Source organism: endosymbiont DhMRE of Dentiscutata heterogama (assembly GCF_002888635.2).
Lineage (GTDB): Bacteria > Bacillota_I > Bacilli_A > Mycoplasmatales > CGIF01 > CGIF01.
Window position 1 is genome coordinate 399,309 of record NZ_LN828718.1, and the last position, 24,803, is coordinate 424,111.

The 24,803-nt window shown below is 34.3% G+C and carries 29 protein-coding genes and 1 tRNA gene; 15 read left to right on the forward strand and 15 right to left on the reverse strand.

Features of this window, described 5'->3' with window-relative positions:
* Positions 1-11: 11 nt before the first annotated feature.
* The 10 genes from DHMRE_RS02525 to rpmH form a co-directional block, all read right to left on the reverse strand.
* Positions 12-938, reverse strand: coding sequence for an IS1595 family transposase (locus DHMRE_RS02525; RefSeq protein WP_195909738.1), 927 nt, complete (start codon positions 936-938; stop codon positions 12-14).
* 3 nt (positions 939-941) lie between these two features.
* On the reverse strand, positions 942-2,042 hold the full coding sequence (locus DHMRE_RS02530; RefSeq protein ID WP_322632136.1) for a hypothetical protein: 1,101 nt from the start codon (positions 2,040-2,042) through the stop codon (positions 942-944).
* A gap of 120 nt (positions 2,043-2,162) precedes the next feature.
* On the reverse strand, positions 2,163-3,308 hold the full coding sequence (locus DHMRE_RS02535) for a hypothetical protein (RefSeq protein WP_322632137.1): 1,146 nt from the start codon (positions 3,306-3,308) through the stop codon (positions 2,163-2,165).
* 45 nt (positions 3,309-3,353) lie between these two features.
* Positions 3,354-3,860: a 50S ribosomal protein L13 gene (gene rplM / locus DHMRE_RS02540; protein WP_322632138.1), complete on the reverse strand. Its 507-nt coding sequence runs from the start codon at positions 3,858-3,860 to the stop codon at positions 3,354-3,356.
* 3 nt (positions 3,861-3,863) lie between these two features.
* Positions 3,864-5,354, reverse strand: coding sequence for a hypothetical protein (locus tag DHMRE_RS02545; protein ID WP_322632139.1), 1,491 nt, complete (start codon positions 5,352-5,354; stop codon positions 3,864-3,866).
* Positions 5,355-5,475: 121 nt separating this feature from the next.
* Positions 5,476-5,724, reverse strand: a complete 249-nt coding sequence (locus DHMRE_RS02550) for a DUF4160 domain-containing protein (RefSeq protein ID WP_322632140.1) — start codon at positions 5,722-5,724, stop codon at positions 5,476-5,478.
* Between the two features lie 3 nt (positions 5,725-5,727).
* The gene (locus tag DHMRE_RS02555) at positions 5,728-6,018 is read right to left on the reverse strand and encodes a DUF2442 domain-containing protein (protein WP_322632141.1); all 291 of its coding nucleotides are present in this window, start codon (positions 6,016-6,018) and stop codon (positions 5,728-5,730) included.
* A 9-nt stretch (positions 6,019-6,027) separates the two neighbouring features.
* Entirely contained in the window at positions 6,028-7,509 is a 1,482-nt protein-coding gene (gene gltX, locus DHMRE_RS02560; RefSeq protein ID WP_322632142.1) for a glutamate--tRNA ligase, read from the reverse strand.
* The gene (locus tag DHMRE_RS02565; protein WP_322632143.1) at positions 7,472-8,113 is read right to left on the reverse strand and encodes a hypothetical protein; all 642 of its coding nucleotides are present in this window, start codon (positions 8,111-8,113) and stop codon (positions 7,472-7,474) included. The genes gltX and DHMRE_RS02565 overlap by 38 nt, the downstream gene beginning before the upstream one ends.
* A 6-nt stretch (positions 8,114-8,119) precedes the next feature.
* Positions 8,120-8,263 (reverse strand): 50S ribosomal protein L34, encoded by a 144-nt coding sequence (gene rpmH / locus DHMRE_RS02570; protein ID WP_322632144.1) that lies wholly within the window; start codon positions 8,261-8,263, stop codon positions 8,120-8,122.
* A gap of 28 nt (positions 8,264-8,291) precedes the next feature.
* On the opposite strand from rpmH, the gene rnpA reads away from it, so the two are divergent.
* Complete coding sequence (gene rnpA, locus DHMRE_RS02575; protein WP_322632145.1) at positions 8,292-8,684, forward strand: ribonuclease P protein component; 393 nt, start codon at positions 8,292-8,294, stop codon at positions 8,682-8,684.
* A gap of 167 nt (positions 8,685-8,851) precedes the next feature.
* Here rnpA and DHMRE_RS02580 read toward each other — a convergent pair whose 3' ends face one another.
* Entirely contained in the window at positions 8,852-11,422 is a 2,571-nt protein-coding gene (locus DHMRE_RS02580) for a UvrD-helicase domain-containing protein (protein WP_322632146.1), read from the reverse strand.
* A 70-nt stretch (positions 11,423-11,492) separates the two neighbouring features.
* On the opposite strand from DHMRE_RS02580, the gene DHMRE_RS02585 reads away from it, so the two are divergent.
* The 10 genes from DHMRE_RS02585 (at position 11,493) to DHMRE_RS02630 (ending at position 21,682) form a co-directional block, all read left to right on the forward strand.
* The gene (locus tag DHMRE_RS02585; protein ID WP_322632147.1) at positions 11,493-12,290 is read left to right on the forward strand and encodes an alanine--tRNA ligase-related protein; all 798 of its coding nucleotides are present in this window, start codon (positions 11,493-11,495) and stop codon (positions 12,288-12,290) included.
* 9 nt (positions 12,291-12,299) lie between these two features.
* Positions 12,300-13,178 (forward strand): hypothetical protein, encoded by an 879-nt coding sequence (locus DHMRE_RS02590; protein WP_322632148.1) that lies wholly within the window; start codon positions 12,300-12,302, stop codon positions 13,176-13,178.
* A 4-nt stretch (positions 13,179-13,182) separates the two neighbouring features.
* Positions 13,183-13,956 (forward strand): 23S rRNA (guanosine(2251)-2'-O)-methyltransferase RlmB, encoded by a 774-nt coding sequence (rlmB, locus tag DHMRE_RS02595; RefSeq protein ID WP_322632149.1) that lies wholly within the window; start codon positions 13,183-13,185, stop codon positions 13,954-13,956.
* A 155-nt stretch (positions 13,957-14,111) separates the two neighbouring features.
* Complete coding sequence (locus DHMRE_RS02600; RefSeq protein WP_322632150.1) at positions 14,112-15,458, forward strand: hypothetical protein; 1,347 nt, start codon at positions 14,112-14,114, stop codon at positions 15,456-15,458.
* A gap of 279 nt (positions 15,459-15,737) precedes the next feature.
* On the forward strand, positions 15,738-16,589 hold the full coding sequence (locus DHMRE_RS02605) for a hypothetical protein (RefSeq protein ID WP_322632151.1): 852 nt from the start codon (positions 15,738-15,740) through the stop codon (positions 16,587-16,589).
* A 9-nt stretch (positions 16,590-16,598) separates the two neighbouring features.
* Positions 16,599-17,849: a histidine--tRNA ligase gene (gene hisS / locus DHMRE_RS02610; protein ID WP_322632152.1), complete on the forward strand. Its 1,251-nt coding sequence runs from the start codon at positions 16,599-16,601 to the stop codon at positions 17,847-17,849.
* Between the two features lie 61 nt (positions 17,850-17,910).
* Positions 17,911-18,567, forward strand: coding sequence for a ribonuclease HII (locus DHMRE_RS02615; protein WP_322632153.1), 657 nt, complete (start codon positions 17,911-17,913; stop codon positions 18,565-18,567).
* 74 nt (positions 18,568-18,641) lie between these two features.
* Positions 18,642-18,890 carry a hypothetical protein gene (locus DHMRE_RS02620; RefSeq protein ID WP_322632154.1) on the forward strand — a complete coding sequence of 83 codons (249 nt, stop codon included), beginning with the start codon at positions 18,642-18,644 and terminating at the stop codon, positions 18,888-18,890.
* 98 nt (positions 18,891-18,988) lie between these two features.
* Entirely contained in the window at positions 18,989-19,852 is an 864-nt protein-coding gene (locus DHMRE_RS02625) for a hypothetical protein (RefSeq protein WP_322632155.1), read from the forward strand.
* A 3-nt stretch (positions 19,853-19,855) separates the two neighbouring features.
* On the forward strand, positions 19,856-21,682 hold the full coding sequence (locus tag DHMRE_RS02630) for a hypothetical protein (RefSeq protein ID WP_322632156.1): 1,827 nt from the start codon (positions 19,856-19,858) through the stop codon (positions 21,680-21,682).
* Positions 21,683-21,755: 73 nt separating this feature from the next.
* Here DHMRE_RS02630 and DHMRE_RS02635 read toward each other — a convergent pair whose 3' ends face one another.
* Positions 21,756-22,013, reverse strand: coding sequence for a hypothetical protein (locus DHMRE_RS02635; RefSeq protein ID WP_322632157.1), 258 nt, complete (start codon positions 22,011-22,013; stop codon positions 21,756-21,758).
* 71 nt (positions 22,014-22,084) lie between these two features.
* Between DHMRE_RS02635 and DHMRE_RS02640 the strand changes: the two genes are divergently transcribed.
* From DHMRE_RS02640 to DHMRE_RS02655, 4 genes are all read left to right on the forward strand, one after another.
* Positions 22,085-22,534: a hypothetical protein gene (locus DHMRE_RS02640; RefSeq protein WP_322632158.1), complete on the forward strand. Its 450-nt coding sequence runs from the start codon at positions 22,085-22,087 to the stop codon at positions 22,532-22,534.
* 137 nt (positions 22,535-22,671) lie between these two features.
* The gene (locus DHMRE_RS02645; RefSeq protein ID WP_322632159.1) at positions 22,672-23,148 is read left to right on the forward strand and encodes an inorganic diphosphatase; all 477 of its coding nucleotides are present in this window, start codon (positions 22,672-22,674) and stop codon (positions 23,146-23,148) included.
* A 44-nt stretch (positions 23,149-23,192) separates the two neighbouring features.
* Positions 23,193-23,283: transfer RNA gene (locus tag DHMRE_RS02650), tRNA-Ser, on the forward strand.
* Positions 23,284-23,372: 89 nt separating this feature from the next.
* Positions 23,373-23,798, forward strand: coding sequence for a hypothetical protein (locus tag DHMRE_RS02655; protein WP_322632160.1), 426 nt, complete (start codon positions 23,373-23,375; stop codon positions 23,796-23,798).
* 27 nt (positions 23,799-23,825) lie between these two features.
* Here the strand turns inward: DHMRE_RS02655 and rplT are convergent, their stop codons facing one another.
* From rplT to DHMRE_RS02670, 3 genes are all read right to left on the reverse strand, one after another.
* Positions 23,826-24,179, reverse strand: a complete 354-nt coding sequence (gene rplT / locus DHMRE_RS02660) for a 50S ribosomal protein L20 (RefSeq protein WP_322632161.1) — start codon at positions 24,177-24,179, stop codon at positions 23,826-23,828.
* A gap of 93 nt (positions 24,180-24,272) precedes the next feature.
* Positions 24,273-24,458, reverse strand: coding sequence for a 50S ribosomal protein L33 (rpmG, locus tag DHMRE_RS02665; protein ID WP_322632162.1), 186 nt, complete (start codon positions 24,456-24,458; stop codon positions 24,273-24,275).
* A 6-nt stretch (positions 24,459-24,464) separates the two neighbouring features.
* Entirely contained in the window at positions 24,465-24,743 is a 279-nt protein-coding gene (locus DHMRE_RS02670) for a YneF family protein (RefSeq protein ID WP_322632163.1), read from the reverse strand.
* Positions 24,744-24,803 lie beyond the last annotated feature (60 nt).

The following is a 24,803-nucleotide window of genomic DNA, read 5'->3' on the forward strand; positions in this document are numbered from 1 at the left end:
AAAATAGACAACTATATACTTATTTTACACAATTCTTTATAACTTAAACTTTTACCTACACTTGATAAAAGCACTAAATCAAACCTTTCTTGTTCGCTGTGCTTTCTTGTATTAAACCTTAAAGTAAACTCGTTAAGATATCTTTGTAAGTGTTTTTTGCTTACTTGGTGATAAGTGCCAATGATGGTTCTTTTTAAATGAGACCATGCATTCTCAATAGCATTAGTAGAAGCATTACCATTGACATATTGCTTAATGCTGTGATTTACTATTTGATGATTGAAATTTTTGTATAAATCACCATGCCTATATCATTCATCCGTATAAACATTAGAACCCTCTTTAACATTAGCTCTAATTATGGGGTTAACTGTTTCTTGTTTAGTGTTAGGGATAGTTTGAGTGATTAAATTGCCATCTCTCTCAATAATTCCTAATACTGGTATCTTATCTTTTCAATTGCGACCTTGGCAATGAGGAGCCTTTTTATCTCTGTGCCTATTTTTGTTTTTCCCTCCTATAAAGGTTTCGTCTATTTCTACACTGTTTCCTAACATAACTTTAAATTCAGGTAAGTTAGAGATATAGCGTAGACGATGTAATACGAACCATGCTGATTTTTGAGTAATATTTAACTTTTTTGCTAATTCGCAAGATGAAATACCTTTTTTATCAGTAGAGAGCAAATACAAGGCTAAAAATCATTTCTGTAAAGATATATTGGAGTTTCTAAATATTGAACCAGTTTTAACAGTGAAATATTTGCCTGTATTCTTACACTTATAGCGATTATTAGCACATTTATAGACTTTGGAATTGGGGTCAAAAGGGGAGATTACTTTGTCTTTTCATCTCCGTTTTTCAAAATAACCAATACAATCTTGCTCGGAGGGATTAGATTTTAGGAAATCAAATAGGCTTTTAAGGTTCAATGACATATATTATATTTTATTTATAAAATATAAAAGTTCTTTATAAAACTCCTGTTTTTGATTTTGGTGTAAAATTATATATAGTTGCCTAAATTTATTATCGTCAGTCGGGTCAGGAGTGGCTTTTAAGTTGGGGTCAATTAGCGGAAATCCTTTGTAGAAGCCTGGTTCTTTATCTAATTCAAGTTTGTCAGAGAATTTATAACCGCTACCACTATCCATCAAGAACACATGGGATTTTTTGGTTAAACCACGTTCAATAATTTCATTAATCGCTAATAAACCTTTAATTAAAGCCCTCAAATTATATATTTTTTGATTATAATTATCTTTCAGATCAAAGAGAATATGTTTAATATTCGTGGGGTCTTTGGCAACTTGGGGGTCAGTTCCAAAATAATAGGCTCACAATCCCGTCGCGGCTACCGGGGGATTGGCGGCGGGGTCGGGTTTGTTGCCTAGGTCTGCACTATCGACAAATAGGTCGACATCGGGACCACGTCCAAAATCTAATAAGTTGCGATACTTGGTTTTCATTGTCTCTACTAATCTTTCTAAAGCCAAAAGTTCTTGTTTTTGGTCGTCACGGAATACTACTGTCTCAGTTTTATTATCATTTTTTGCGTGGTAATTCACGTCGTTAATAAGGATTTTGTCGGTAGTCATCTGACCGCCAAAATCGGCCGCCGACAATTTAAGTATCCTGTCCCTAGCCCCCGTGGTGCTTCCTGCTGAGATATTTCAGTGAACATTAGAGTCGCCTATGTCTTTATCAATAACTAGTTCAAAAGAAAGGCTATTTTTAGCCCCCACTTTAGTACCTTTAACACTATTTTTCAAAAAAATGAGATTATGAAAGGTAGTTAAAACGTTGGTTGCCCCAGTAATCTCTATTTGTTTGATTTGAAAATTTTTTGCGTTGTTAGCAAGGTCTCCATCAATGGGAAATCCCGTATTGACTCGGCCATTGGTACCCACCGCCGCACTATTATTCCAGGCAATTACTTCTTTTAAATTGAGGGTGAGAGTAGAAAGAGCAGGATTATTAACATCTGACGCCAAAATTACATCAGTTTTTCTTTTTAATCGAATTAGAAGATTAGTTGACATAAGGATTTTTCTATTAAAATATAATACTTAATTTTTGGACTAATCCAACCCCCAATGACATTTTTGCCACCTAATTGTTTTTTTTTTTTTTTTTTTGTGAAATTACTGTCATATATATTATTATTTTTTTGAATTGATTTGAATTTGGGCTTGAAATTCTTTCGCCGATTCTGTCAGCAAACTCTCTAATTGCTCCTTTCGCAAATGGGGATTTTCATCCATTATCCTTTCATATTTTTCTCTAATCAGAACATTAGCCTCTTTATAATTTTCGTTTTCGATTCGTAAATCCTCTATTTGCTTTTTTAATTCATTGATTTCTCGAATTAATTTCTCTTTTTCTTCCCGAAAATTTTGTGAATTATTTTCTTCTTTTTCCTTTCCCCCTTGTAATATTTTAAGGGCAACATTAAATTCTTTTCCTAATTTGTTTACTTGGTAGGTTTGGGAATTTTCAAACTTTTCTTTTCAAAAAGTAGTTAATCTCTGAAAAGCGTCTCTTTCTTTAGACAATTGTGGCAATTTTTCCGATTTCAAAATTTTTTCTTTTTTTCATCTATTAAAATCACCATCAAATAGGGCTAGTTCGGCTAATATTTGGGCATGCCCCAAATCTTCCCCAGTCAATTTTTCTCTCATATCAGCCAAAAAAATTTCTTTCAAACTGTCTGACAAATATTCAAAACCATAATTTACTTCTGTATTACTAATACACAATATTTCTAAATTATGGCAATTTTGCAAGGGTTTTAGAGAACCATAAAATTGGTTATAAACAGATAAATTTATCCTCGCTAAATCGCTGGTTCCTAAATAAAGTTCTTTTATTTGCAAAAAAGGCGAAAATACATTCAAATTGCTAGGACGAAAATAATTATTACGGAGATTTAAATAAAGTAATTTTTCCGGACATTCCAAAGTAGTAATAAATTCGATATTCAAAAGGTTGTTAAAAGAACCATCCAAGCGAGTTAAATGTGAATTACTGCCGATTGCTAAACCAGCCAAATTGTTGTGAGAGCAGTTAATTTCTTTTAAGTGGTTATTTCCTGTTAAATTTAGACTAATTAGATTATTATGAGAACAATCAAAAGTTTCCAGTTGGTTAAATCTTTCTAGTTTAAGTGATCCGTTTAGTTCTTGTTGGCTAATATCTAGATTGGAGATTTCTGCTCTGCTTTTGCCCCAATTTTCTCGATCCTCTTTTCTTACACAAGTGCCATTTATAGGATAATTTTTATCCAGTCATTCTTGGGCGTTTATCATAGAGTTATAGGCTTTATTATTTAGTCAATCTTATATTTATGACAATTATTTTTTTAATTCCAAATCGATTTTAATGAAGTTTTTCTCTTGCGCTTGTAATATTTTTTGTTTGTTTCTGTTTAGCATTTCTTCATCAGCAAAAATGAATAATCGCGCGGCTTGTTTATCTCCTAATTTATTGTGAGGCAACATACCTCTAATAATCCTAAAAACTAATTCAGTAGGATATTTTTCTAACATTGAGCGGGTGCTGCGGGTTCGCAAGCCCCCCGAATATCCAGAATGATTGTAATAATTTTTATTGTCTAATTTGTTGCCTGTAAAGGAAATATGACGGGCATTAATCAATACCACATAATTTCCCAAGTCTAAATGGGGAGTGAAATCTATGCGATTTTTGCCACGCAACAAGTCGACTATTTTTGAGGCGGCTTCCCGACCTACTATTTTATTCTTCAAATCCAAAAAATATCATTGACGAGTAATTTTTTGAAGCGAAGGGATAGTAGTTTTTTGTAATTGTTCGCTTTCTCGATGAATAGAAACCTCCATATATTATTTTTTTATCTTTTTTTGTCTCCAACAATAAGCAATTAGCCCAATTAAGATAATCACAACAGTCCCAACGACTAGACCTTTATAGAAACTTTTATCGTCTTTATTAGAATTTGAATTAGTATTGTTATTTCGTAATTCACTTAAAGATAGAGTCTGAGTTGGTAATTTTTCAAGTATTTGGTGATATTTTTGTTGTTCGGAGTCCTCATCAGTTACAATTGTATTATTATTATTATGCGTGATTATTAATTTTCCATTTTCAATCGTAATTTTCTGAATACCATTTTGGAGAAAATATTGCAGAAGTTGGGATTTTTCAGCGTCGGTTAATTGGTTATTTTTGTTTTCCTCTAGTTCAGGTGTCCGACCATGGTAATGGAGAAAATTTTCGTCAGGTCGAGGGCATTTTTTATCTGACGAGCATGCTCGACCTTCAAAATGACAACAAAGTTTAACACCGCAAATATCACAATCTTTATCACAAGCCGCGTAATAAGCCGGACGATTTTTTTTCATGTCGTCTAAATGAGCGTCAATTTCGGCGACGTGATGATTGGCTAAAAGAATTTGCTCGTTGGCTTCATGGTCTCAATGATTTTTTTGTTTTGCTTTTTCTTGTCAATAATTAAACTTTTTGGTTAGGCGTTCTCGCAATTCTTCTAAATATTTTCGGCATAATCCCTGGCGGCGCGGTCAATTTCTTTGTCATTCCTCCTCTAATCCGCCGTTTTTGGAATAATATTCGTGAGTTTCGGCTGGCGTTCTTGGTCGGCCAATAGTGGAGAGACTTCAATAGTTTTCCAACATTTCTTCGGCGGTATAACAACCACCATCTTTTTTCTCATAAAAGTTATGATACTTGTCGTAAAATTCTGCTTTTTTAATACCGATTTTAATTTCTCGTCCACCATTGTCATTTTTTTCTCCCACATAAAGATACATATTGCCGTCTTGGCCGTCAATTATTTCTACTCACCCCGCAAAATGCGGATTTGTTGATTGGTAGATTTTGGTTTCATTTTCCCGCACATATTGGTGTAGTATTCATTTCAAATCTCAATTGTTTTCGGCTACTAAATAGCGGCGTAAAATATAATCTTCATTGTCTTTTTTAAGTTCTTTATAAGTAGTGTTATTTAATTTTCTATTACCACCACTGTCAGGATGAGCAAATTTTACTTCTGGAAAAAGTTGGCGAAGTTCAGATCGAACATTAACCTCGTCGAAAGATATCAAATCTTTTTCTACGAAATCCTTATAATCTAGATTACTTTCGAACGAAAGAATATCGACTGTCTGCTTTCCATTGCTGATTATAATTCCTCAACCTAATTTATTTTTCCTTTTCCCGATTCCTTTGAACGGTATTTCTAAATATCTTTCTCGCAACTTTCACTCTCCACCCGAATTTTTTCACTTTTTGGCTTCGGCAATTAATTCTTGTCCATTATTTACTTTTATTTTTTGGATTTCAATATTTTTGTTCATGGTTAATATAATTATTGATTTTATTATTATACTTTTGGAGATAACTCAACCCTGAATATATTTTAACAAAGTCAGTAGTCAAAAACCTCAATTTAATCGTTATATTTTATTAATTATGTGGCTACTTTTCTTTAAAAAATTTTCTTCATTCTTCAATAAAGAATCCTCGGTTTCTTTCCACGATTTCTAAAATTTTTCTTTCTTCGGAATAAGTTAAACCACGCGAATATTCTACTGATAAATCTTTTAGTAGAACTTTCATAATTCCACCCGAACCTTCGGCATGAATATGTGGCTCCTCTCCGCGGTCATGGGAAGTAAAGAAAAAGCGAAAGCCTTTCTTTTTCTCAAAACCTCTAATGGTTGGCATATTCTAGCAACAACCACTTTCTAAGCCGTCCGTAAACACTCGTAAACTGATATCCTCGTCTAATTCCGGTCAGTGAATATGATAAGCATCTGGTAAAATGCGATAATTTTTTAATTGTTTTAACGTGGCTTTTCGCAGTCTAGTAAACCAAGTAGTTGGGATACTTAATTTTCGGCCATCATCTAGACAGGCGGTAATTTCTTGCTTGCTGCACTCTAAACTCAAAACTCGGGGCTGATATTTGTAGAATATTAATGGCTCTTTTTGGTTATTTATTATTTCTTTTGCTCGCACGATAAGTAATTATTTTTTTGTTATATTTATTATTTTAAATCTTTTTTCCGCTTCTTCCTTATTTAATAAGTAAATAACATGAGGCAATTCAGGTCCTTTGTCGGTTCCTGTCAATACTTTTCGCACCAAGAGATAAAAATCTCTTTGGGGGGCTTGGTTGCTTAAACAAACCGATTTAAGAACTGATTTAATATTTTCTACTTCCCATTTGGCTAATTGATTCAATTGTTCTCTCAATTCTTTCAATCACAAGACCTCATTTTCCTCAATTTTAATTTTTTGAGCGGGCCTTTGAAAAAAATAAGTGGTTAAATTAATTAATTCCGCAAAATAATTCAGTTGTGGCCGGAATAACCAAGAGATTTCTTTTACTCATTCTTTTTTTTCTTTTTCGGATTTTAATCAATCAATATTTTTCTCACCTAAAAATTGTCAAGCATATTCGGCGAACTCTTTTTCTCCTAATTGCTGAATGTAGCAATTATTATATCAATTAAGTTTTTCTAAATCGTATACGGCTCCGCTGGCATGTAATCCGGACAATTTAAATTCCTTAATTGCCTCTCGCAGAGTGAAAATTTCTTGGGTGGTTCCGGGATGTCAGCCTAAAAGGAGCAAATAATTAACAATTGCTTCCGGTAAATATCCCTTGGCTCGTAATTGACTGATTAGTTGTCATTGACTAGTTTCAGGGTCCCGTTTGGAAAGCTTTTTTTTTTCTTGGTTAAGAATTATTGAAATGTGGCCGAACCAAGGCGGTTTTCATCCCAGGGCTTCGTATAAGACTAATTGTTTTCCAGTATTGGATAAATGCTCCTCACCTCGTAAAACGTGGCTAATTTTCATTAAGTAGTCGTCAACCACACACGCAAAATTGAAATTAGGAATGCCATTTTGGCGAAGAAGCACAAAATCTTCAATGTCTTGGCTCCGAAAATTGACTTCTCCCCGCACTAAATCAGTAAAAGAGTAATTTTTAGCGGAGGGAATTTTTAAGCGCAAAACGTAAGATTTTTTATGGTGGAGAAATGATTGGGTTTCCTTTTCACTTAATTGTAAGCACTTCCGGGAATATTGATAATTGCTTCGTTTATTTTCTTGGCTGAATTTTTCTCTTTCTTGAGCCAATTCCTCCGGAGAACAAAAACAATAATAGGCCTTTTTTTCGGCTAATAACTTTTCGATATATTTCCGATAAACATCCAATCTTTGCGTTTGCCGATAAGGACCGTGTTGGCCGGTTTGAAAAATCGATTCATCGGGCTTTAATCCCAACCATAGTAAATCCTCATATAAATTATTAACAAATATTTCTCGATTTCTTTCTAGGTCGGTATCCTCAATACGGAGAATAAACTGACCGTCATTTTGTTTGGCAAAAAGATAATTAAAAAGTGCCGTTCGGACCCCACCAATATGTAATTCTCCGGTCGGACTGGGTGCAAAACGAGTTCTAATCAGACTGTTTGGCAAGGGGCTTATTTTTAGCATGTCTGTCAACTTGTAATTTTTCAATTTTTTTTAATTCTCGGGCAATTGACATCATATCGAACGCTGTGAAAACTAGGGGGATAAGATAACTCAAAAGTAGTCAACTACCATGAGGTTCTAAATCTTTATCAATAATACCTTTTCCCATAATAAAAATTCTTATCATCTCAATCACAATAGTCAACATACCCATTTTTTTAAGCGTTTCCTTACAGTGCTCGTTAGATCTAGTAGCCAATGTTATTATATGCCTTTTCTTTTTATATGGTATCCCTTCTGACTTGTTAATAGCATAACACATTTGATTAAAAGGCGATTTTAGTAAAGCCGTTACAAAACCATCTAAACTAAATAATAATCCTTGTAATATAGCAATACCAATGACCAAAACTCGACTATTTTTGTCGTATCTGTGTGAATGTAAAAAATCACCAATCCCTTCGGCTACATTAAACCAAATAAAATAACAAACGATATATACAACAATTAATCCAAATAAATATTTTTGATACTGTTTAAATTCTTCTTTTATTCTCTGAAAGGTTTTTTTATCTAACCTCTTTACTTCTAATTTCTTATTTTTAAATTCTTTTTTACTACCCATATTTGACTAGGATATATATTTTAAGGTTTTTTTCACACTCAGTTGTCAGCGACCTTTCCGACGACGAGCCTGCAAAATTTTTTCGCTCCGGGCCAGATATCCGTGCTTTCTCAATCTTTTTTTTTTCTTGGGTTGGTAGGTCCGTTTCATTATTAAATAATTTTAATATATAAGCCTGATGCTGTGAAGACCTCATCGTCTACGAAAAAATTGGCAATTTCAAACCATAATCACGAAAGGAAAGAAGTTGGTCAATCCTAGTTTTGTGGTTTTTTTTCTAGCCAATAATTTAAATAATTGCCAATTTGGCATTAGCACACCCAAAAAACTGCTAAAAAAGGCGGTTGAACGTAATCGCTATAAAAGGCAAGTTCGGGAAATGATAATATCTTACTTGAAAAAAAATCAGGACAGTTGCCAAACGAACGGCAACCACTCTCATAATAATTTCGTCGTTATTATCCGTTATCCTTATCTTGACCTTGATTTTGCTACTAATCAGAAAAATCTCCACAAATTATTAATTTCCGCTTCTCAGCAAAAAAATGGTTATCGCTTGGAGAATGCTTAGGATATAAGCCAGGCAAAAGTTGAATAGAAATAATATTCACTAATTAGAAATCTTTTGGTTTATTATTTGCTCCTGGCAACACTTTCTTTATTGGCTAACTTGTACCATTTTTTTTGATTATCTCTCCTAATTTCCTTAATAATCTTTGTCCAACAAAATATTCTCATCTATTTTTCTTTTTCCGCAATTGATTCATCTACTCGTAGAATATTATATTCAGTTTTCCAAGTTTTAGTGTGAACCTTGTCATGGTGAGCCGCTAGTAATTCAATGGTTCCCTTTTGGTTAAGGAAAAGTTTAAAATCGTTAGCAAGTTCACCGGTGGGAAAACTGACCAAATAAACAATTTTTTTGCTGGAATTAAAATCCTCCGCAATTTTTTCTTGGCGAGTAATTTGTTGGTCCCAAATTTTTTGCTGATGGTGAAAATTTTCGGTGGGTGAATAATAAAAGGCTTCGCTTCAATTTTTAACCTCAATAAAGTAGACTTTTTCTTTGGTTTCTCCATAAATGTCTATTTGTAAACCTTCAATTTCTTGTCAATTTCGCACTAATTTTTCCCACTTGATTTTTTTGTTATTAGCCAAAAATTCAAATACTTTTTTCTCTCCCTCATCTCCCATTATTTCGGCTATTGAACGAGTCGGATTTGAATGTTGATGGTTTGAACTATGGTAACTGGCGGTTATTTGGGACAAATCGGTCGGCAATAATTCAATTAGATTACGGTCCAAACATTTGAGATACCGCGAGCATTCATCTCAACAACTAGCAGTCAAATATAATTCTTTTTTGGTTCGGGTTATGGCTGTGTAAAACAAATTTACTTCTTCCCATTCTAACGGGTTTTCACTAGGTAGAGTTTCTTCGTCGACCGCGATTAAAAAAACGTAGTCAAATTCTAATCCTTTAGCCTTGTGAATCGAAGAAAGTCTGGTTTTACCGGCATTTTCAATATTCCTTTCTATTAATTGCTTATCAATCTGTCGAGTAAATTCGTAAATTTCTTCTTCTGTCAAGCCCGTTTCAGCCCTTTCTTCATCCAGTAATCTTTCTTGGTCGAATTTTTCGATTATTTGCTGAAATTTATAGATACTTTTTCAATTTATTTTCAAATGGATCAGAAAATCCTCCATAGAGTTAAACGAGGAGAGGGAAAAGGGTCGATTTTTTATTTCGTCCCGAATTTTGTTAATAACAAACTTAACCAACCGGTTTTGATTATCCCCCACCACCACGAAGTCATGATTATTAGTTTCAATGAACCAATTTTTCAGCCAATTACCAATTTCATTTTTGCGATAGAGGATTACGCGAGAAAAAGATTTATCCAATTGATTGATTATTGAGAGAATGAATTCCACCTGCCGACGCAATTTTTTGGTTCATATTTCTTCTTTAATTAATTTACTTCTTAATTTTTCTGTTTTTCGGTTTTTTTTAATTTCGCTTTCTTCTTTTTCTCAGGGGATACTTTTGAGTTTTTCTTCAATTTTATTTTCCTCTTCCTCAGTTAATTGATAACCTTGCTCCGAGCCAGCCAAAAAAACCACCGGATTTTTGCCACCATTAGTTTTATTAGTGGCCAATTTTGGCTTACGCCGGGACATAAACTTCCGGGTGAAATCATTAGCCATGACTGCAATTTCCTCCGGAACCCGAAAACTGATTGATATTTCTTTTTGAACGCAATCGGGAAATTTTTCTTTTAGTAATTGAAAAATATCGTCAGTAGCACCCGCAAAAGCCATAATATTTTGCTTGGGGTCACCCACGAAAGTAAAATTGGCCTCTTTATGGCTAAATATTTCCGTAATCAGGGTCAGTAGATTTCTTTTTAAGTCCTGGCACTCATCAACTAAAATGTAGTCAAATGCCGGTCAATTAGTCGGGGTATCAGGACGGTTGCCAAAAAGTAGAACATTTTCAATCATATCTTCAAAACTTAATCAGATATTTTTGGTTTGGTTTTCTTGACAAATAGCCAGCAACTCGGAGTACAAATTTAACTCGTTGTCCGGATAGAAACCTTCAATTCGGGCCAAAAAATCCTCATATCCATTAATACTTCAATGATAGTAAGGCTCACTTTCCCGCTCGATTTCAATTTCCTGACGAAAAATGTCCCATAACTCTTTTTTGGTTTCTTTGGTTAATTTTTCTTTGGTGATTTGATTAATTAAAAAACTGAAAATGCGGCGTTTGCGAGTAATAATTTCTTGAGTGGTTCAATGAATTTTTTCATTGATTTTAGGGAAGTTATTGTTTTGATAGAGCAAACTTAAGTCTTTTTTATAAGCATTGGTTAAGACATGAATTTTTCTTTTTTCTTGAAACTTTTTGGCAAATAACTGTCTAATCATCCAATAGGCTAAGGAATGAACAGTGCTAGTCAAAATTATGGGCTGATTGTGTTCTTGGCATTTGGGACAATCTGTGTCATCACAGGGAGGAATTCTATGAGAGAATTCGGGTATTACTGATCTTAAACTGTGGTGAATCTTTTTTAGCCCCGCTTCTTTTAATTTTCTTTTTATTGATAAACTAATGTTCTTGCCAACCGCTAAAACTAAAATAAACTTTCTCCGTTTTTCATTTTGTTGATGAATAAATTTAACTCGATGTCTTAAAATCTCAGTTTTGCCGGTGCCAGGGTCAGCATCAATTATCAAAATTCGCTCGTTAAGTGGATACTCTACACAATCTTTCTGCTCCTGGGTCAATTCAATTTCATTCATAATATTTTACTTATGTGTTTGCTACTATAAAAGATTTTTTTAATTAAAATTATTTTAAAATTAAATAATAATGAATAAAAATGACAAATGCACCATTAATTATGTTCGCCGAAGTTGGTTAGATATTTTTCAACAAAAAGGCTACCACTTACTAGAAACTGTCTCGCTCATTCCCCAAAATGATCCGTCTTTGTTATGAATTAATTCAGGGGTGGCTACTTTAAAGAAATATTTTAATAACCCAGATTTGGCTCCGGCTCGCAATTTAGTTAATTGTCAGCCAGTAATCCGCACCGATGATTTGGCTAATATTAACGCCCAATCTTATCACCAAACCCTTTTTGAAATGTTAGGTATTTTCTCCATTGGTGGCAATTTTAAAGAGGAAACCATTCCAATTATTTGAGAATGATTTACTTCTCCACAATGATTAAATATGAATCCAAAAAATCTTTTTATTACTGTATGAGAAAACGATAAGACAAGTTTGGAAGTTTGAAAAAAACGGGGCGTAAAAGATGATCATATTCTTTTTGGAAACAAAGAAACTAATTTTTGGTCCATGGGTAATGGTCCTTGCGGACCAAATACCGAGATTTATTTTGATTTTCGTCCCGAAAAAAATGTGCCAAAAAATATTGAGGAATTGGATAATAAGCGTTTTATTGAGATTTGTAATGTTGTCTTTCCTGAGTTTTACCAAAAAGGAGAAGAATATTTGCCATTAGCCGAAAAATGCGTCGACACCGGAGCTGGATTAGAAAGAATTGCTATGGTTTTACAAGGTAAAACAAGTACTTTTGAAATCGATTTATGAGAGCCAGTTATTAAATTGATAGAGGGTTATTGTAAAACAGGAGAAAAATAATTTATATTAATGACCACTCAACAAAAAAAATCCACCAAAAAGATTATTCCTCTTTTAATCATTATTTTTTCTCATATTTTTCCGGTTATTCTTTCTGCCTTTTACGACCAGGCCACACACACCAGCCATAATGTCAAATTAACCGAATTAAGATATTGATTATGAGCCTTTACTTGATGATCGGCTTGGACTTCCTTGTTAACAGTGCCATGAGCGATTTACAAAATATTTGCTTCCAAAAGAAAAAAAAGCGGTTTTGGTGAACAAATATGAGATTTAATAGTTGTTGAAACTAATTTACTCGGTGGAGTAATTTTTTGCGGTGGTGGCTTTTACTTGACACTCCATACAGCGTTTAAAAAACCGATGATAACTTATCCTTTACTTGGTGATGTTAAGACCATTTACATTTGGCTTTTTTACAATTTTTTTTGGCATGTTTTAGCACCAGGTTTGGTTTTTTATTATTTTTGAAAATATTGCCAAGTTGACAAATTAGCCAAAAAAAAATGATTAGGTTTGGTTGCCAATTTGTCTAATCCCACTATTTATCTTTTTTATTTGATGCTACGACCATTAGTAAGCAGTTTTTCAAAGCACCCCCCCAGTTTTCCTCATAAATATCCCCCTGATTATCCTTATCCGCCTTTTTTTTGGATTAGAGGCGAGTATGCGAATGGAACCGAGCAACGAGCCGGACGAAGTAAGTTTTTAGGTTTTAGTTGGCCGCCGAGTTGACAGGCGGGGATAATTTGGTTAATCATAACCGTAGTTTTTTGGTATACAGTTTTTTCTCTACTTTTCCATTTTCTTGTAAAACTTAAATTGCGAAGGGACCATTCGAATCAAAAAAACAGCCCAATTTTGTCCCTAAACTGAAAAAAATAAATCAATGACTTTTATCGCTTTTGGTAATCATACTGTCCGTAATTTGCTCCACTCTCCTTATTTTTCTTTCAAAAAAATACTTTTACGGACAGAACACCACCAAGACAAAGAATTATTGCGACTTCTGGCCCAAAAACAAATATCTTATCAATTATTAAATAGAGAACAATTTGCTCGTTATAGCACCGATAAAAAAAACCAAGGCATAGTGGCTTTTATTCGGAATTATGATTATGTTTCGCTTGCTTCTTTGTTATCTTGTAAGCCAAGAGGTAAATTTCCTTTAATTATCATGTTGGATGGCATTGAGGACCCTCATAATTTTGGGGCCGTTTTGCGGACGGCTGCGGCTCTTAATATTGATGGAATCATTATTGCCAAAAAAAATCAGGTGCCAGTTAATAGCACGGTGGTTAAAGTCTCGGTAGGGGGGGTGGCTCAAATTCCGGTCTGCCAAGTTGCCAGTCTGCCCGAAGCACTGAATGAGTTAAAAAAAAACGACTATCAAATTATTGCTACTGTTTGTGAGCCCAGAGTCATTGAATATAGCAAATTCGATTTTAGTTTTCCCATTTGCTTAATTTTTGGCAACGAGCACACAGGGATTAGAAAAAATTTAATCAAAAAAAGCGACAATTCTCTCTATATTCCCATGAGTAATAACATTGGTTCTTTAAATGTTTCAGTTAGTTGCGGGATTATTTTAGCCCAAGTGGTTTCCCAATGGGAAAATCACAGAACAAAAAAAGCGGTAACCTGAAGAGAAAAAAAGATTTAATAATAATTACTTAAGGGTTGCATTCTTGTCGTTAAAATATTAAAATGATATTAATGAGTATGATGATAAAGAGAATTAAAAAACGGAAAATTAATTAACAAAAATAATCTTATACAATGAAATAACCATAAAACTATATATATATATATATATATATGACACAAGAAATCACAAATAAAGAATATTTAAGAAATATAATAATAAGCGGATTAGAGGGCAAGAAGATAAATGAACGAGAAAGTGAAGAATTAATAAAGACAATAAGTAATTTGAATCAAACTGAATGACGAAATTTTAAGATAGTGAGTAAAGAAATCCTTAAAGAGTGAATTGATGAGAAAATAACAACAACAGGTCAAATAATACCAAGCAATTTACAAAATGAAATGAAAAATTTGCTTCATGCATACGTGGATTTGGTTGCGGCAGTGTTTAGCCAGGAAATCTTGCAGGAAAGTGTGCGTTTAGCGAAAGAAAAAAATCCTCGAGGCCAACAAATGTTATCTTTAGTGCCATTATACACCCGACAGTTGAATAAAATTGCGGCTAACAAAAAGACCCGCAAACTAGATGCCGGTGCCTACCACAAGGCTGAAAAAAGTTTAGTCAAGAAAGTTAATCAATTAAAATCCATGGCTATCAATACTGCTTTCACGGGCAAAAGCTTAACCGGCCAACAAGCAGTGGAGATGGTGAAAAAAGTAATAGACCTTTTCAAAAATCTCAGTGCTGACGAAATTTATGTTGCCAAAGAGAAAGCAAAAAGTCTAATTGCTGAATATTTGAACAATTATGCTCCGACCGAATTTCGCCAATACCCACAATTGAAAGAGTTATCCAGTTCAGTCATTAATTTCCTGGACGCTTTGCTTGATGAGGAATTGTTGGCTGAGGCGGTAAAATTAACGGCTGAAGTCTGCGAAATTGCAGTGGAAAAGTTTGATTTGAAAAAGTTGGCTAGTTTCGATAAATTGCCACCAAAAGAGGCATACAAAAAGGGATACGAATATGGAGAAAATATAATGAAGGAGACCCTTCTTCAAGCGTCTCTAAAAGCCAATCTAGAAAATCGGGCTCGCAGTTTGCTGGTTAATTTAACTAATCACATTAACCGTTTAGCCAATGAGGAGGTTAATAATAATGTTTCAACGAGCGAGAAGCAGTCAATTACTCAAAGATTTTCCACTTCTCGGCAATTGCACGACTTAAACAACAACCCGGCTGAAAATACCGGAACTGGGCTATCGTTTATATCTCCGGTCAATACTTTTGGTTCAGTATCAGTAGGAAATGGCAATTCCGGCGGGCTTTCGTGAGTGGAATTTCTTGGAAAATCCCTTGACAAATTCACCACTGTGGAATCAAAAGGAAAATGATATCAAAATCCTTGATTTATCGGTTTTTCCATAGTCGGAGTCTTGGCAGTTGGTGGTTTAGCAGTCTGATTATTAATGCGAGGCAAAAAGAAAAAGGTGGTTTATCAAGAGGATAATCGTTGATAATTGCCATCTAACAAACAATATTATGTTAACCAATTTAAAAGTTAATCATAGTAAAGGCTTCATGCCGTGGGGTCAGGCATCCCCCAATCAGTTTAAGATTTAGGATAAGAACGACAAGTTCCCCGTTCTCTAAAAGAGAGCCTATAAATCTTAATAGTTAACATTTAATTTAAGTATTGTAATAAAGTAAATAAAATTATAAGTATGATATACAAACACACACACACACACAACAAAATTGTAATTGAAAGTTTTGGGGAATAATGATAAGTTTAGGTTATGATGGTTAATGTAGAAGAGTATAAAATAAAGTTAGAAACTGCTTATAAATCCCTAAGCGAAGGTCGAAAAAGTAAATCAATTTCCCTAAAAAAAGCCTATGATTTATTGGCAGAGATAATGAAAGAAGGTAAAGATCTTACTAAACAAGAAACTGACAAAGAGCTTGCAGAAAATGCGGCTTGGGTTTTTATTGAATATCTTTGGATAAATAATGATTTTTGTCTTAAATGAGAGAAAAGTAAGACTCATCCCACTAAGGAAGAGTTTGAGGTGATTAAAAAACTTTCTGGCAAGTTTGTAGAATTTTTTACTGATATAAGAGAGGAATATCCTTCGGTTATTAGTGATAAACTTTATTCAGATTTAAAGGAAGAAGTAAAAGAATTAGAGGATTTTATCAAACAAGAAGAAGAACATCAAAAATCCCCTTCTGGCAACGGTAATGGGAATGACACAAACAACAATTATAATACAGGTAATAATGATAATTCCAACGGCTCAAAAGGGAGCGGGAGAGGAAAAAAACCTTCTTCCTCAAACAATTCTGAACTGGAAGAGAAGATGAAAGATTTACAAAATCAATTAAGCACAGTCAAGCAAGAATTAGAAAAAAAGCAGCAACAAAATCCTAATTCCATTGATAGCCAGCAAGAAGAGCGAAAAAAGGATGAATTAGAAAGAGAGTTAGAAAGATTAAAAAGAGAAAAAGAAGAGAATGAGCGAAAGTCGGGAAACCAAAATCCCCAAAAAGATAGTTTTCCTTATGGATTAGTTATTGGTGGGGGAATAGTAATTTTTTTACTATTAATTGCGGTTATTTTTTTCTGGCGAAGGAGCAAAAGGAGATAAAAAATATTAATGACCCTTCCTAATAAACCGCGTGGCACCCAAGACATTTATCCACCTCGCTCGCTAATTTATCAGAAAATACAACAAATTGTTGCTGAAATACTTCATCAAAACAATTATCAACCGATAATTTTCCCCACTTTTGAAGCAAAAGAGTTATTCACCACTTCCTTGGGTTCCACGACCGATATCATTCACAAGGAAATGTATACTTTTCTTGACCGAAAAGGGCGAGAATTAGCATTACGACCGGAGGGGACCGCCAGCATGGTCCGTCTGGTTTGTCAAAATAAATTAATTAGAGAAGGTTATCCGCTGAAATTATATTACTGGGCCAATATGTTTCGTTATGAACGACCACAACAGGGGAGATATCGGGAATTTTGGCAATTGGGGGTGGAATTAATTAATGCCGACGGGGCTATTGCCGATTATCAAATATTAAACTTAACTGCCGATATTTTGCGTGGTTTAAGGATTAAAGATTTTAGTTTTAAATTGAACTATTTAGGCAACAACGAAACCAAAGAAAGATACAAAAAAAAATTAAAAGACTTTATTAAAAATACTGCTCCTGATTTATGCGCTGATTGTCAAAGGAGAAATGAAACTAATCCTCTAAGAATACTAGATTGCTCGCTTTGTAAAAATAAATATCAATATCCTTCTTATAAGAATACTTGGAGTGAAAAAGATAACAATTATATAAATGAACTCAACCGGATTTTAGACAAATTTAATTTTTCTTATCAATATGATTATCATTTGGTGCGAGGTTTAGATTACTATACTGGATTGGTTTTTGAGGTCGATTTAGGAACTGAGAAAGCAATTTTAGGCGGGGGTCGTTACGATAATCTTTACCGAGAAATAGGGGGCATAAATGCCCCAGCTATAGGTTTAGCTATCGGGATTGAAAGATTAGTGGATTATTTGACAGAGAAAAAGTTGCTGAAAATTGACAATAAGGTCGACATTTTTTTCTTGGCGGTCGTACCGGAGTCCTACATAGATATCTTGGCTTGAAAAGAGGAATTAAAAAAATGTCCTTTAATAATGGATTATAACCCAGAAATTAAAACACTAAAATCGCTAGCAAAAATTATTGACTATTACCAACCAAAAATATTGATTATAGTGGGAGAAAGAGAATTAAAAAGCGGTAAAATAGCAATAAAAGACTGCCAAAAAAGACAAGATTTTTTGGTGGAAAAAGAAAAATTAATAGAATGAATTAGTAATTATTTACTCCAAAATTAATCATTTTAGTTAAAATTACATTAATTATCACCACCAGATAAATTCCGTGGTGGCAAATAAAATGGTAAAAAAAAGTTTAGACCTGGAATTAAGGTTTTGAAAGGATTATCCAATAATCGCAGGAGTTGATGAAGCCGGGCGCGGGGCTCTGGCGGGGCCAATAATAGTTGCTGCTGTTGTCCTACCAACCGGCTTTCAAAATCCCTTAATTCAAGATTCAAAAATACTTAATCCCAGCCAAAGAAAAAGAGCCTATCGTCTCGTCAAAAAAGAGGCCCTGGAATATAATATTATTGCTAAAAGCGCCCGAGAGGTAGAAACCAAAAACCCTCTTGCGGCCACCAAAGAAGCCATGGCCGAGACTCTGGCTAACCTAAAAAATAAACCCGATTTATGCCTAGTGGACGGCCAAGAGAAAGTTGTGATGGAAGGATTTAAAATTGTCAGTGTGGTAGGTGGCGATCGACGATCCATTAATATCGCCGCCGCTTCAATTGTTGCCAAAGTAACCCGAGACACCATTATGCAGAAACTTCACAAAAAGTATCCTCTCTACGATTGATTTGGCAATAAAGGCTACCCTAATAACGCCCATTTGGCTGCTATTTTCCAGCATGGAATCTGCGATTTACATCGCCAAACCTACGAACCGATAAAAAGTCTATTAAAACCGGACTGCGATAAAAAAAAACTTGCGGAGAAGTATAAGATTGCTTAAAAGTGGGCTTTTTTATTGGCTTCGGAGGCTTCCATATATATAAAAATAGTGCTTGAATAAGTTATAAGAAAATTATGGCAAACTGAAAAGATTTTAAAAACTGGCTAGAAAGGAAAATAGTAATTTCCGACGGCTTAAAAGTTAAAATTAAACTAGAAAAACAAACAATATATGGAGGTACGAGAGAAGGAAAAATAGAAGCATTGGAAAAACAATTGAAAAATAAAAATAAGGAGGTAAAATGACTACAAGAACAGTTAAAAACAGGTTTAGGGATTGAGAAATATCACTTGCAAATTGTAGTCAATTATCCACCCCAGTAAATAATAAATAAAATTATATTATAGATAGAGGAAAGGGATATAAAATGCTCTCTCTCTGTATCAATAACAATAATAAAACTTTAAAATAAATTAAATAAATGGTAAATCAAAATCTATATCAAGGGTTCTCAGAAGCCTTTTTAAAAAAAGTAATTACTGCTAGTGGGAAAAAAATTAACGTTACGGGTAAAGATTATTATCAGATTTTAAGTCTCAAGGCTGATGAATTGCTGAATCAAGAAGTGGAAAAAAAACAAACAGGTTCAAACGCTGGTGATACTTATAATGAAGCAGGGACAAAAATTCGCAAGGCTTACCTTAGAGCCGTTATTAAGGCCCACCCCGACCGCGGAGGAACTAGTGACCAAAGGATGTTAGTAGAAGAAGCTTGAACCATATTGATTAATAATGCTGCTAAACTAGAATACGATAAAATTTATCGGAATAACATTAGCGATGTCGCTTCGGATGCCATTCGACGTAAAACCAAGGAAAGGCTGGCTGAATTAGCCAACCGCACCGACCCCAGTGGCGGTTCTATGACTAATGATGGTTCTACCGGTCAAGAATGGGGAGGCCAAAGTGTAGATGTTAGCCGCTGAAAAGCAACTTGTTTTCCTAGCAATGCTTTCATTGCCGGTAGGGTAGATGGAGCAACCAGCAAAAAATATCTGGGTCGTTTCGCTAATTTTGTAGTTTACGTTTACGGCAAGTTGCGTCCTTTGCAAACGGAATTGTGGGGAGAAGGACATTTAAGTAATAGGATCATAAACGAAACCGAATTAGGGGCTTATGCCAATTTCAAACAGGAAGTTTGGAAAAAGAATTCTTTAGACGAAGTAAACGACTATTTAGAGAAAGTAGAAAATGCCTTAAAAGATGCAGCTCTGAAGGGTGGTCCGACAACAGAGCAAGCAGCCCAAGCAGTTAATTTAACTAAATTAAAAAACTTGCCGGATTAGGATTTGTTAAGTGGGAACGAAGATGCAGCCGAAACCGAAACTTTTCATTTCGTGCAAGGTTGACCCGGAACTAACAAAAAAGGAATTAGCAAACGAGGCATCAAATCGATTCATGAGACTAATCCAAATCACATAGCCTATCAAACAGTAATAGAAAATGCTAAAATTTTCATTCTCTATAAGAAAAAAATTCAGACCAAATTAGGAGAATTAGAAGGAAAAGATTGATGAAACCCCTTTTTGCCGGCCATGAAGACCTTATTCCGAAACAAACTAAATCGGCTAGGAGAATTAGAATTAGTGAAAGAGATGGGAAAGGATAGTTATGGTGCTGATGTAGTGCGGGATACTTATACCCAAATGAAATACGGAAAATTAGATGGGGATAAGTTTAACAGAGATGTGGGGCAGATTTTTGCTGAAGCCCAAGCCGAGGCCACCGGCACCGGTGGAGGCGGAAACAACAATAACTCTCCGCCACCATCCAACGATTACTGAAAAGCCGCCATTAGGGAAATAAAAGATATTTTAAGTGCTCTTTCTTCAAGCAATAATATTGTTAAGTTACCGAATGGCTGAGAAAATCGCTACCAAGGGGCCAGTGATGCCGATGTTGACCGGTTTAAAGCCGAAGACTTGGATAAAATTTGAAGATATTTGGCTCGTAAAGAAATTAATAAACTATTAGCACAAAAAAGTCTGCTTATACAGGAGGTTTTTGGTGCGATAGGGATAAACAATTCAGACGACTTAAAAAACCATTTTGCCAATTTCAAAGGTAAGTTGGCGATTGAAACTGAAAGAGACCGGTTGATGGACTTAATCGATAACCAGCAACAAGACCGGCTGTCAGAGGTACAAGACGCCATTGACGAAATAAAGCAAACTTTACAAAATGCCGGTTTGGATCACAAAGGAGAAACAATCATCCTAGGTAATACTTGGGAAACTAATTTCAAAATGGGTTATCGTTATAAAGACAGTTCAGATATTCAGGCTGAAAAAGTGAGAATTATGGCCACGATTAATGATTTCTTGGCCCGCGAATCATCCGACAGTGCTACAGTAATTGCCGAAGTCGAAAAAATGTTGCAGGACAGTGGATTAAACGAAAGCATTCTGGGAACTGATTGAAGAAAAAAATTACAAGTAAAAAACAAAAATGAACGGGAAACTGAAAAGAATAGATTAATTAAATTAATTGCCGAGGAAATTCAACGAAAAAAAGATACGGGTGATTTAAGCGAAACCGAAGCCGAGGAAAAGAAAAAAGAGTTAGTCAAACAATCGGCTACGAGTGCCAAAGGGCAAATTAAAAGTAAATTAACCGACGGTCACCAAAAATTAGCAGTGGGAGAAAATGAATTAGACGAGGCATTGGCTCCTTACACAACAGTGGAGGAAAAATTGGAAAGTTTGACTGGAGTGGAGGAAATTTCAGCCTTTGAAAATAATTTGTTAGCGGTTATTGACCAGAAAAAGAAAGAGAAATTAAATAACATTGCTAATGAAGCCATTGAGAGCATTAAAAAAGAAATTGGCGGAGACCAAGATATTGAATTAGGGGCAAATGAGGATTTTGAAAATATAATTAAGGGTCTGGTTAATCCGGATGAAATTGAAAATCTAAAAAATAGAATTGTAACTCTGATTAAGGAGCAAAAAATGGCTCGTGGTTTGGAACAAACTAGCGATCTTTCCGGCGAACAGCCTGATTCGCCCACTTGACCCAAAATGCTTGTGGTTGCGGTTTTGGTTGGGTTTCTGCTAGCGACTGTTGCCCTTATTATTCGAAAAAACCGCCGACAGAAATTGAGTAGAGAGAAATAAGTTGCTAAAAAATAAAACCTAATTTGTGCCTCGTGGATGGTCAAGGGAGAGTGGTAGTAAAGTATAATGCTTTTTACAAATATGGAGGAGGATTTTTAATTGCTAAATATATTCAATACGCACCAAAACCGAGAGTAAACAAAATGTAAACCACAGACAAAATGAGAGCAAAAGTGGCTCAATTATGATGATTGTTGTCGGTTAATATCTGCTCTATTTTTATGTAATTAAGGATAGCAAAAAAACAAGTAGCCAATGGATAGATAAAGGCTTTTAAAAATGTTCCTAAATTTATTAATATTTTTTTGGTTCATGCAAGTAAATTAGACATATGTATTATTTTATTATTTTCACATATCGCTAAACAAAAATCTTGAATAAGTAAAAGTAAAAAAATGTTATATGAATGCTGGGTCCTTGAACGATAAAATTCACCTCTGCTATATCGACATCGAGGATTTAAGACAATGGATAAAAGAGAATCATCTCCTTGATAAAGATTTTACTCAAAAAAAAGCAAAATGAACTCAAGCAATTAATCAACAGCCTAATTTCTTTTCTGATACCGAATTATTATTAGCATATCAAGACGCTCTACTTTTAAAAGTTCTTACTGAAAGCCAAGCAAATTTTTTAGTTAAAACCTACCAATTAGAATATCAAAATATTTGTGAAAAACTTTTTCAAGAACCAAAAAATGTTTTTCTGATTGGCGCCAGACAGTGAAAAATAATGAATGATGATATTTTATTTGAGGAAGAAAAGAAACACCAAAATGCGGAAAAGGTTGTAGTATTACTGAAAGATAAAGAAAGTATTGTCGAAAAATTGACTGCTTTGTTTTTAAGTTAAAAATCAGATCTTTTATTCCTAAAATTAATTAACAAATATTTTTTTTCTTTCTCTCAATTACAGTCTTATTGGTCAGGACTTTAGGACTCATTCGGCTATATTATAGTAAAATTATCGCTATTGTTAAAAATAATAATATGGAAGTAGCAATGTATGTAGAAATACCCAAAGGCAGTTCGGACAAGTATGAATATAATCCAGATACTAAAAAATTAGAATTAGATAGAGTTTTGTCAGTTGCTATGTATTATCCGGAAAAATATGGTCTTATTTTTGGAACTTTGGCACCAGACGGAGACGCATTAGACGTCGTTTGCTTAACTGAAAAAACTGGTGGGGCAGGAGAATATATTAAGGTGCGAATTATTGGAGTTTTAAGAATGACTGACAACGGCGAGCAGGACGACAAATTAATAGGGGTTGACATTAATGAACCTGAATTGAAGCACATTCGGAAATTAGAGGATATTCCTGAATTACGAAAAAAAAAAATTAAACATTTTTTTTCTCATTATAAAGATTTAGAAAATAAAAAAGTGCAAGTCGGAGAATTTGAAGGTCAAGGGCAAGCCGAAAAATTATTAAAACAATGTCAAGAAGCCTACAAAAAGTAAAAAAAATAGCAGTCATTTTCTCATTTTATTAATGTAGCATTTTTGGAAGTGTGCCCGAGCGGTTGAAGGGGCTGGCATGGAGAGCCAGTAATATCTAATCCATATTCGGAGGTTCGAATCCTCTCACTTCCTCCAAATGGCAAGCAAAATTTATGTGTTGTCCGGGTTACAACAAGACAAAATTACAAGTAATCTAGTTATTTTTGCCATAAAAATAATAATATATGCCAAAAATAATTCGCCGTAGTAAAGTTCAACTAATTTGTGGTAAGGCCAAGCCAGGTGCCAATTTAGCCTTTTTGAAAAATATGGCCTTATTTTGCAAGGAATTTAACGATAAAACAAAAGATAAGGACGGACAGATAGTTAGCGTGGAAATAAGTGTTTATGACGATAAGAGTCATAGTTATAACATTAGCACGCCACCTGGTGTTTATCTATTAAAAAATAGACGCAATGATTATAAAACGATAAGGGAAAAAGAAAAAAGAAAAGAAGCCCGAGAAAAAGAAAGAAAGGAAATTTCAGAAGCCGAATTAGAAGAAATTGCTCGAAAGTTAATGCCTAGTTTGAATACTGATGATATTGAAAAGGCTAAAAAAATTGTTCGAGGTACAGTGCGAAGTTATGGCAATTTTAAGATAAATTAACGCTTTTTCTTGCTAAAAACAAGTAATTTATCACGGATTTTGAACCTTGTTAATTAAGGCTTCAAAGTGCTGGGGTTGGTGGATAGCCATTTCGGATAACTGTTTACGATCTAACTTGATTTGGGCTAAAAATTTTAAGCGCATAAATCTAGAATATTTAAGCCCTTGTTTGCGGCAAGCAATATTTATGCGCCTTATTCAGTCTTGACGCTTGCGCCGCTTTTCCACTTTTCGATCCCGATAAGCATAAACCAGTGACCTGTTTACTTGCTCTTGGGCTGTTCTAAATAATTTTCGTTTGGAGCCAAAATAGCCCTTGGCTTGCTTGATAATTTTTTTTCGCCGTCTACGCGTGGCTGGGGTATTACTTGCTCGAGTCATATGATTTGCTAATAATTAAGAACAAAATAATGCTAACATTATTCATTAAGATAAATCCTTAATTATTGGGGGAGCATAAAAACTCCCCGTTTTTTATTTCGCCTTTTTTTTCTTTCCGCTGCTAATAGCCTCTTCTTTATGGGCTATCGTTTTCTGGCAAAATTTACAATATTTTTTTAAACTTAATTTCTCCCCTTGGGGCTTTTTGGCCTTGGAAGTCCGATAATTTTGATGTCTTTTCTGACAGCCACCACAAACTAAAAATAAATCGACCCTCATAAATATCTACTTTTTTTTCTTCACCGCAGCCTTTTTAGGATTTTGGGTCTCTTTTTTGCATTGGTTCTGGGTCATTCTGATAAATCTGTTTATTTGCTCTTCTGAAGGTTTTTGTCCCAAAGCAGTTAACATGTTCCTTATTTGCTCTCTATCGGGTGTTTCTATTTTCTTTTTTCATTCTTCAATCTGTTTCTTGAGAATATAACGAACGATAAAACCACCGATAATTGCTCCTATTATCAGAGCTATGGGGGCAACAATTACATATGCTTGTCAATCTTTCATAACATTATAATATATATTTTACATTATAACACGTTTTTTAAATCACCTTTAATTTGGGTG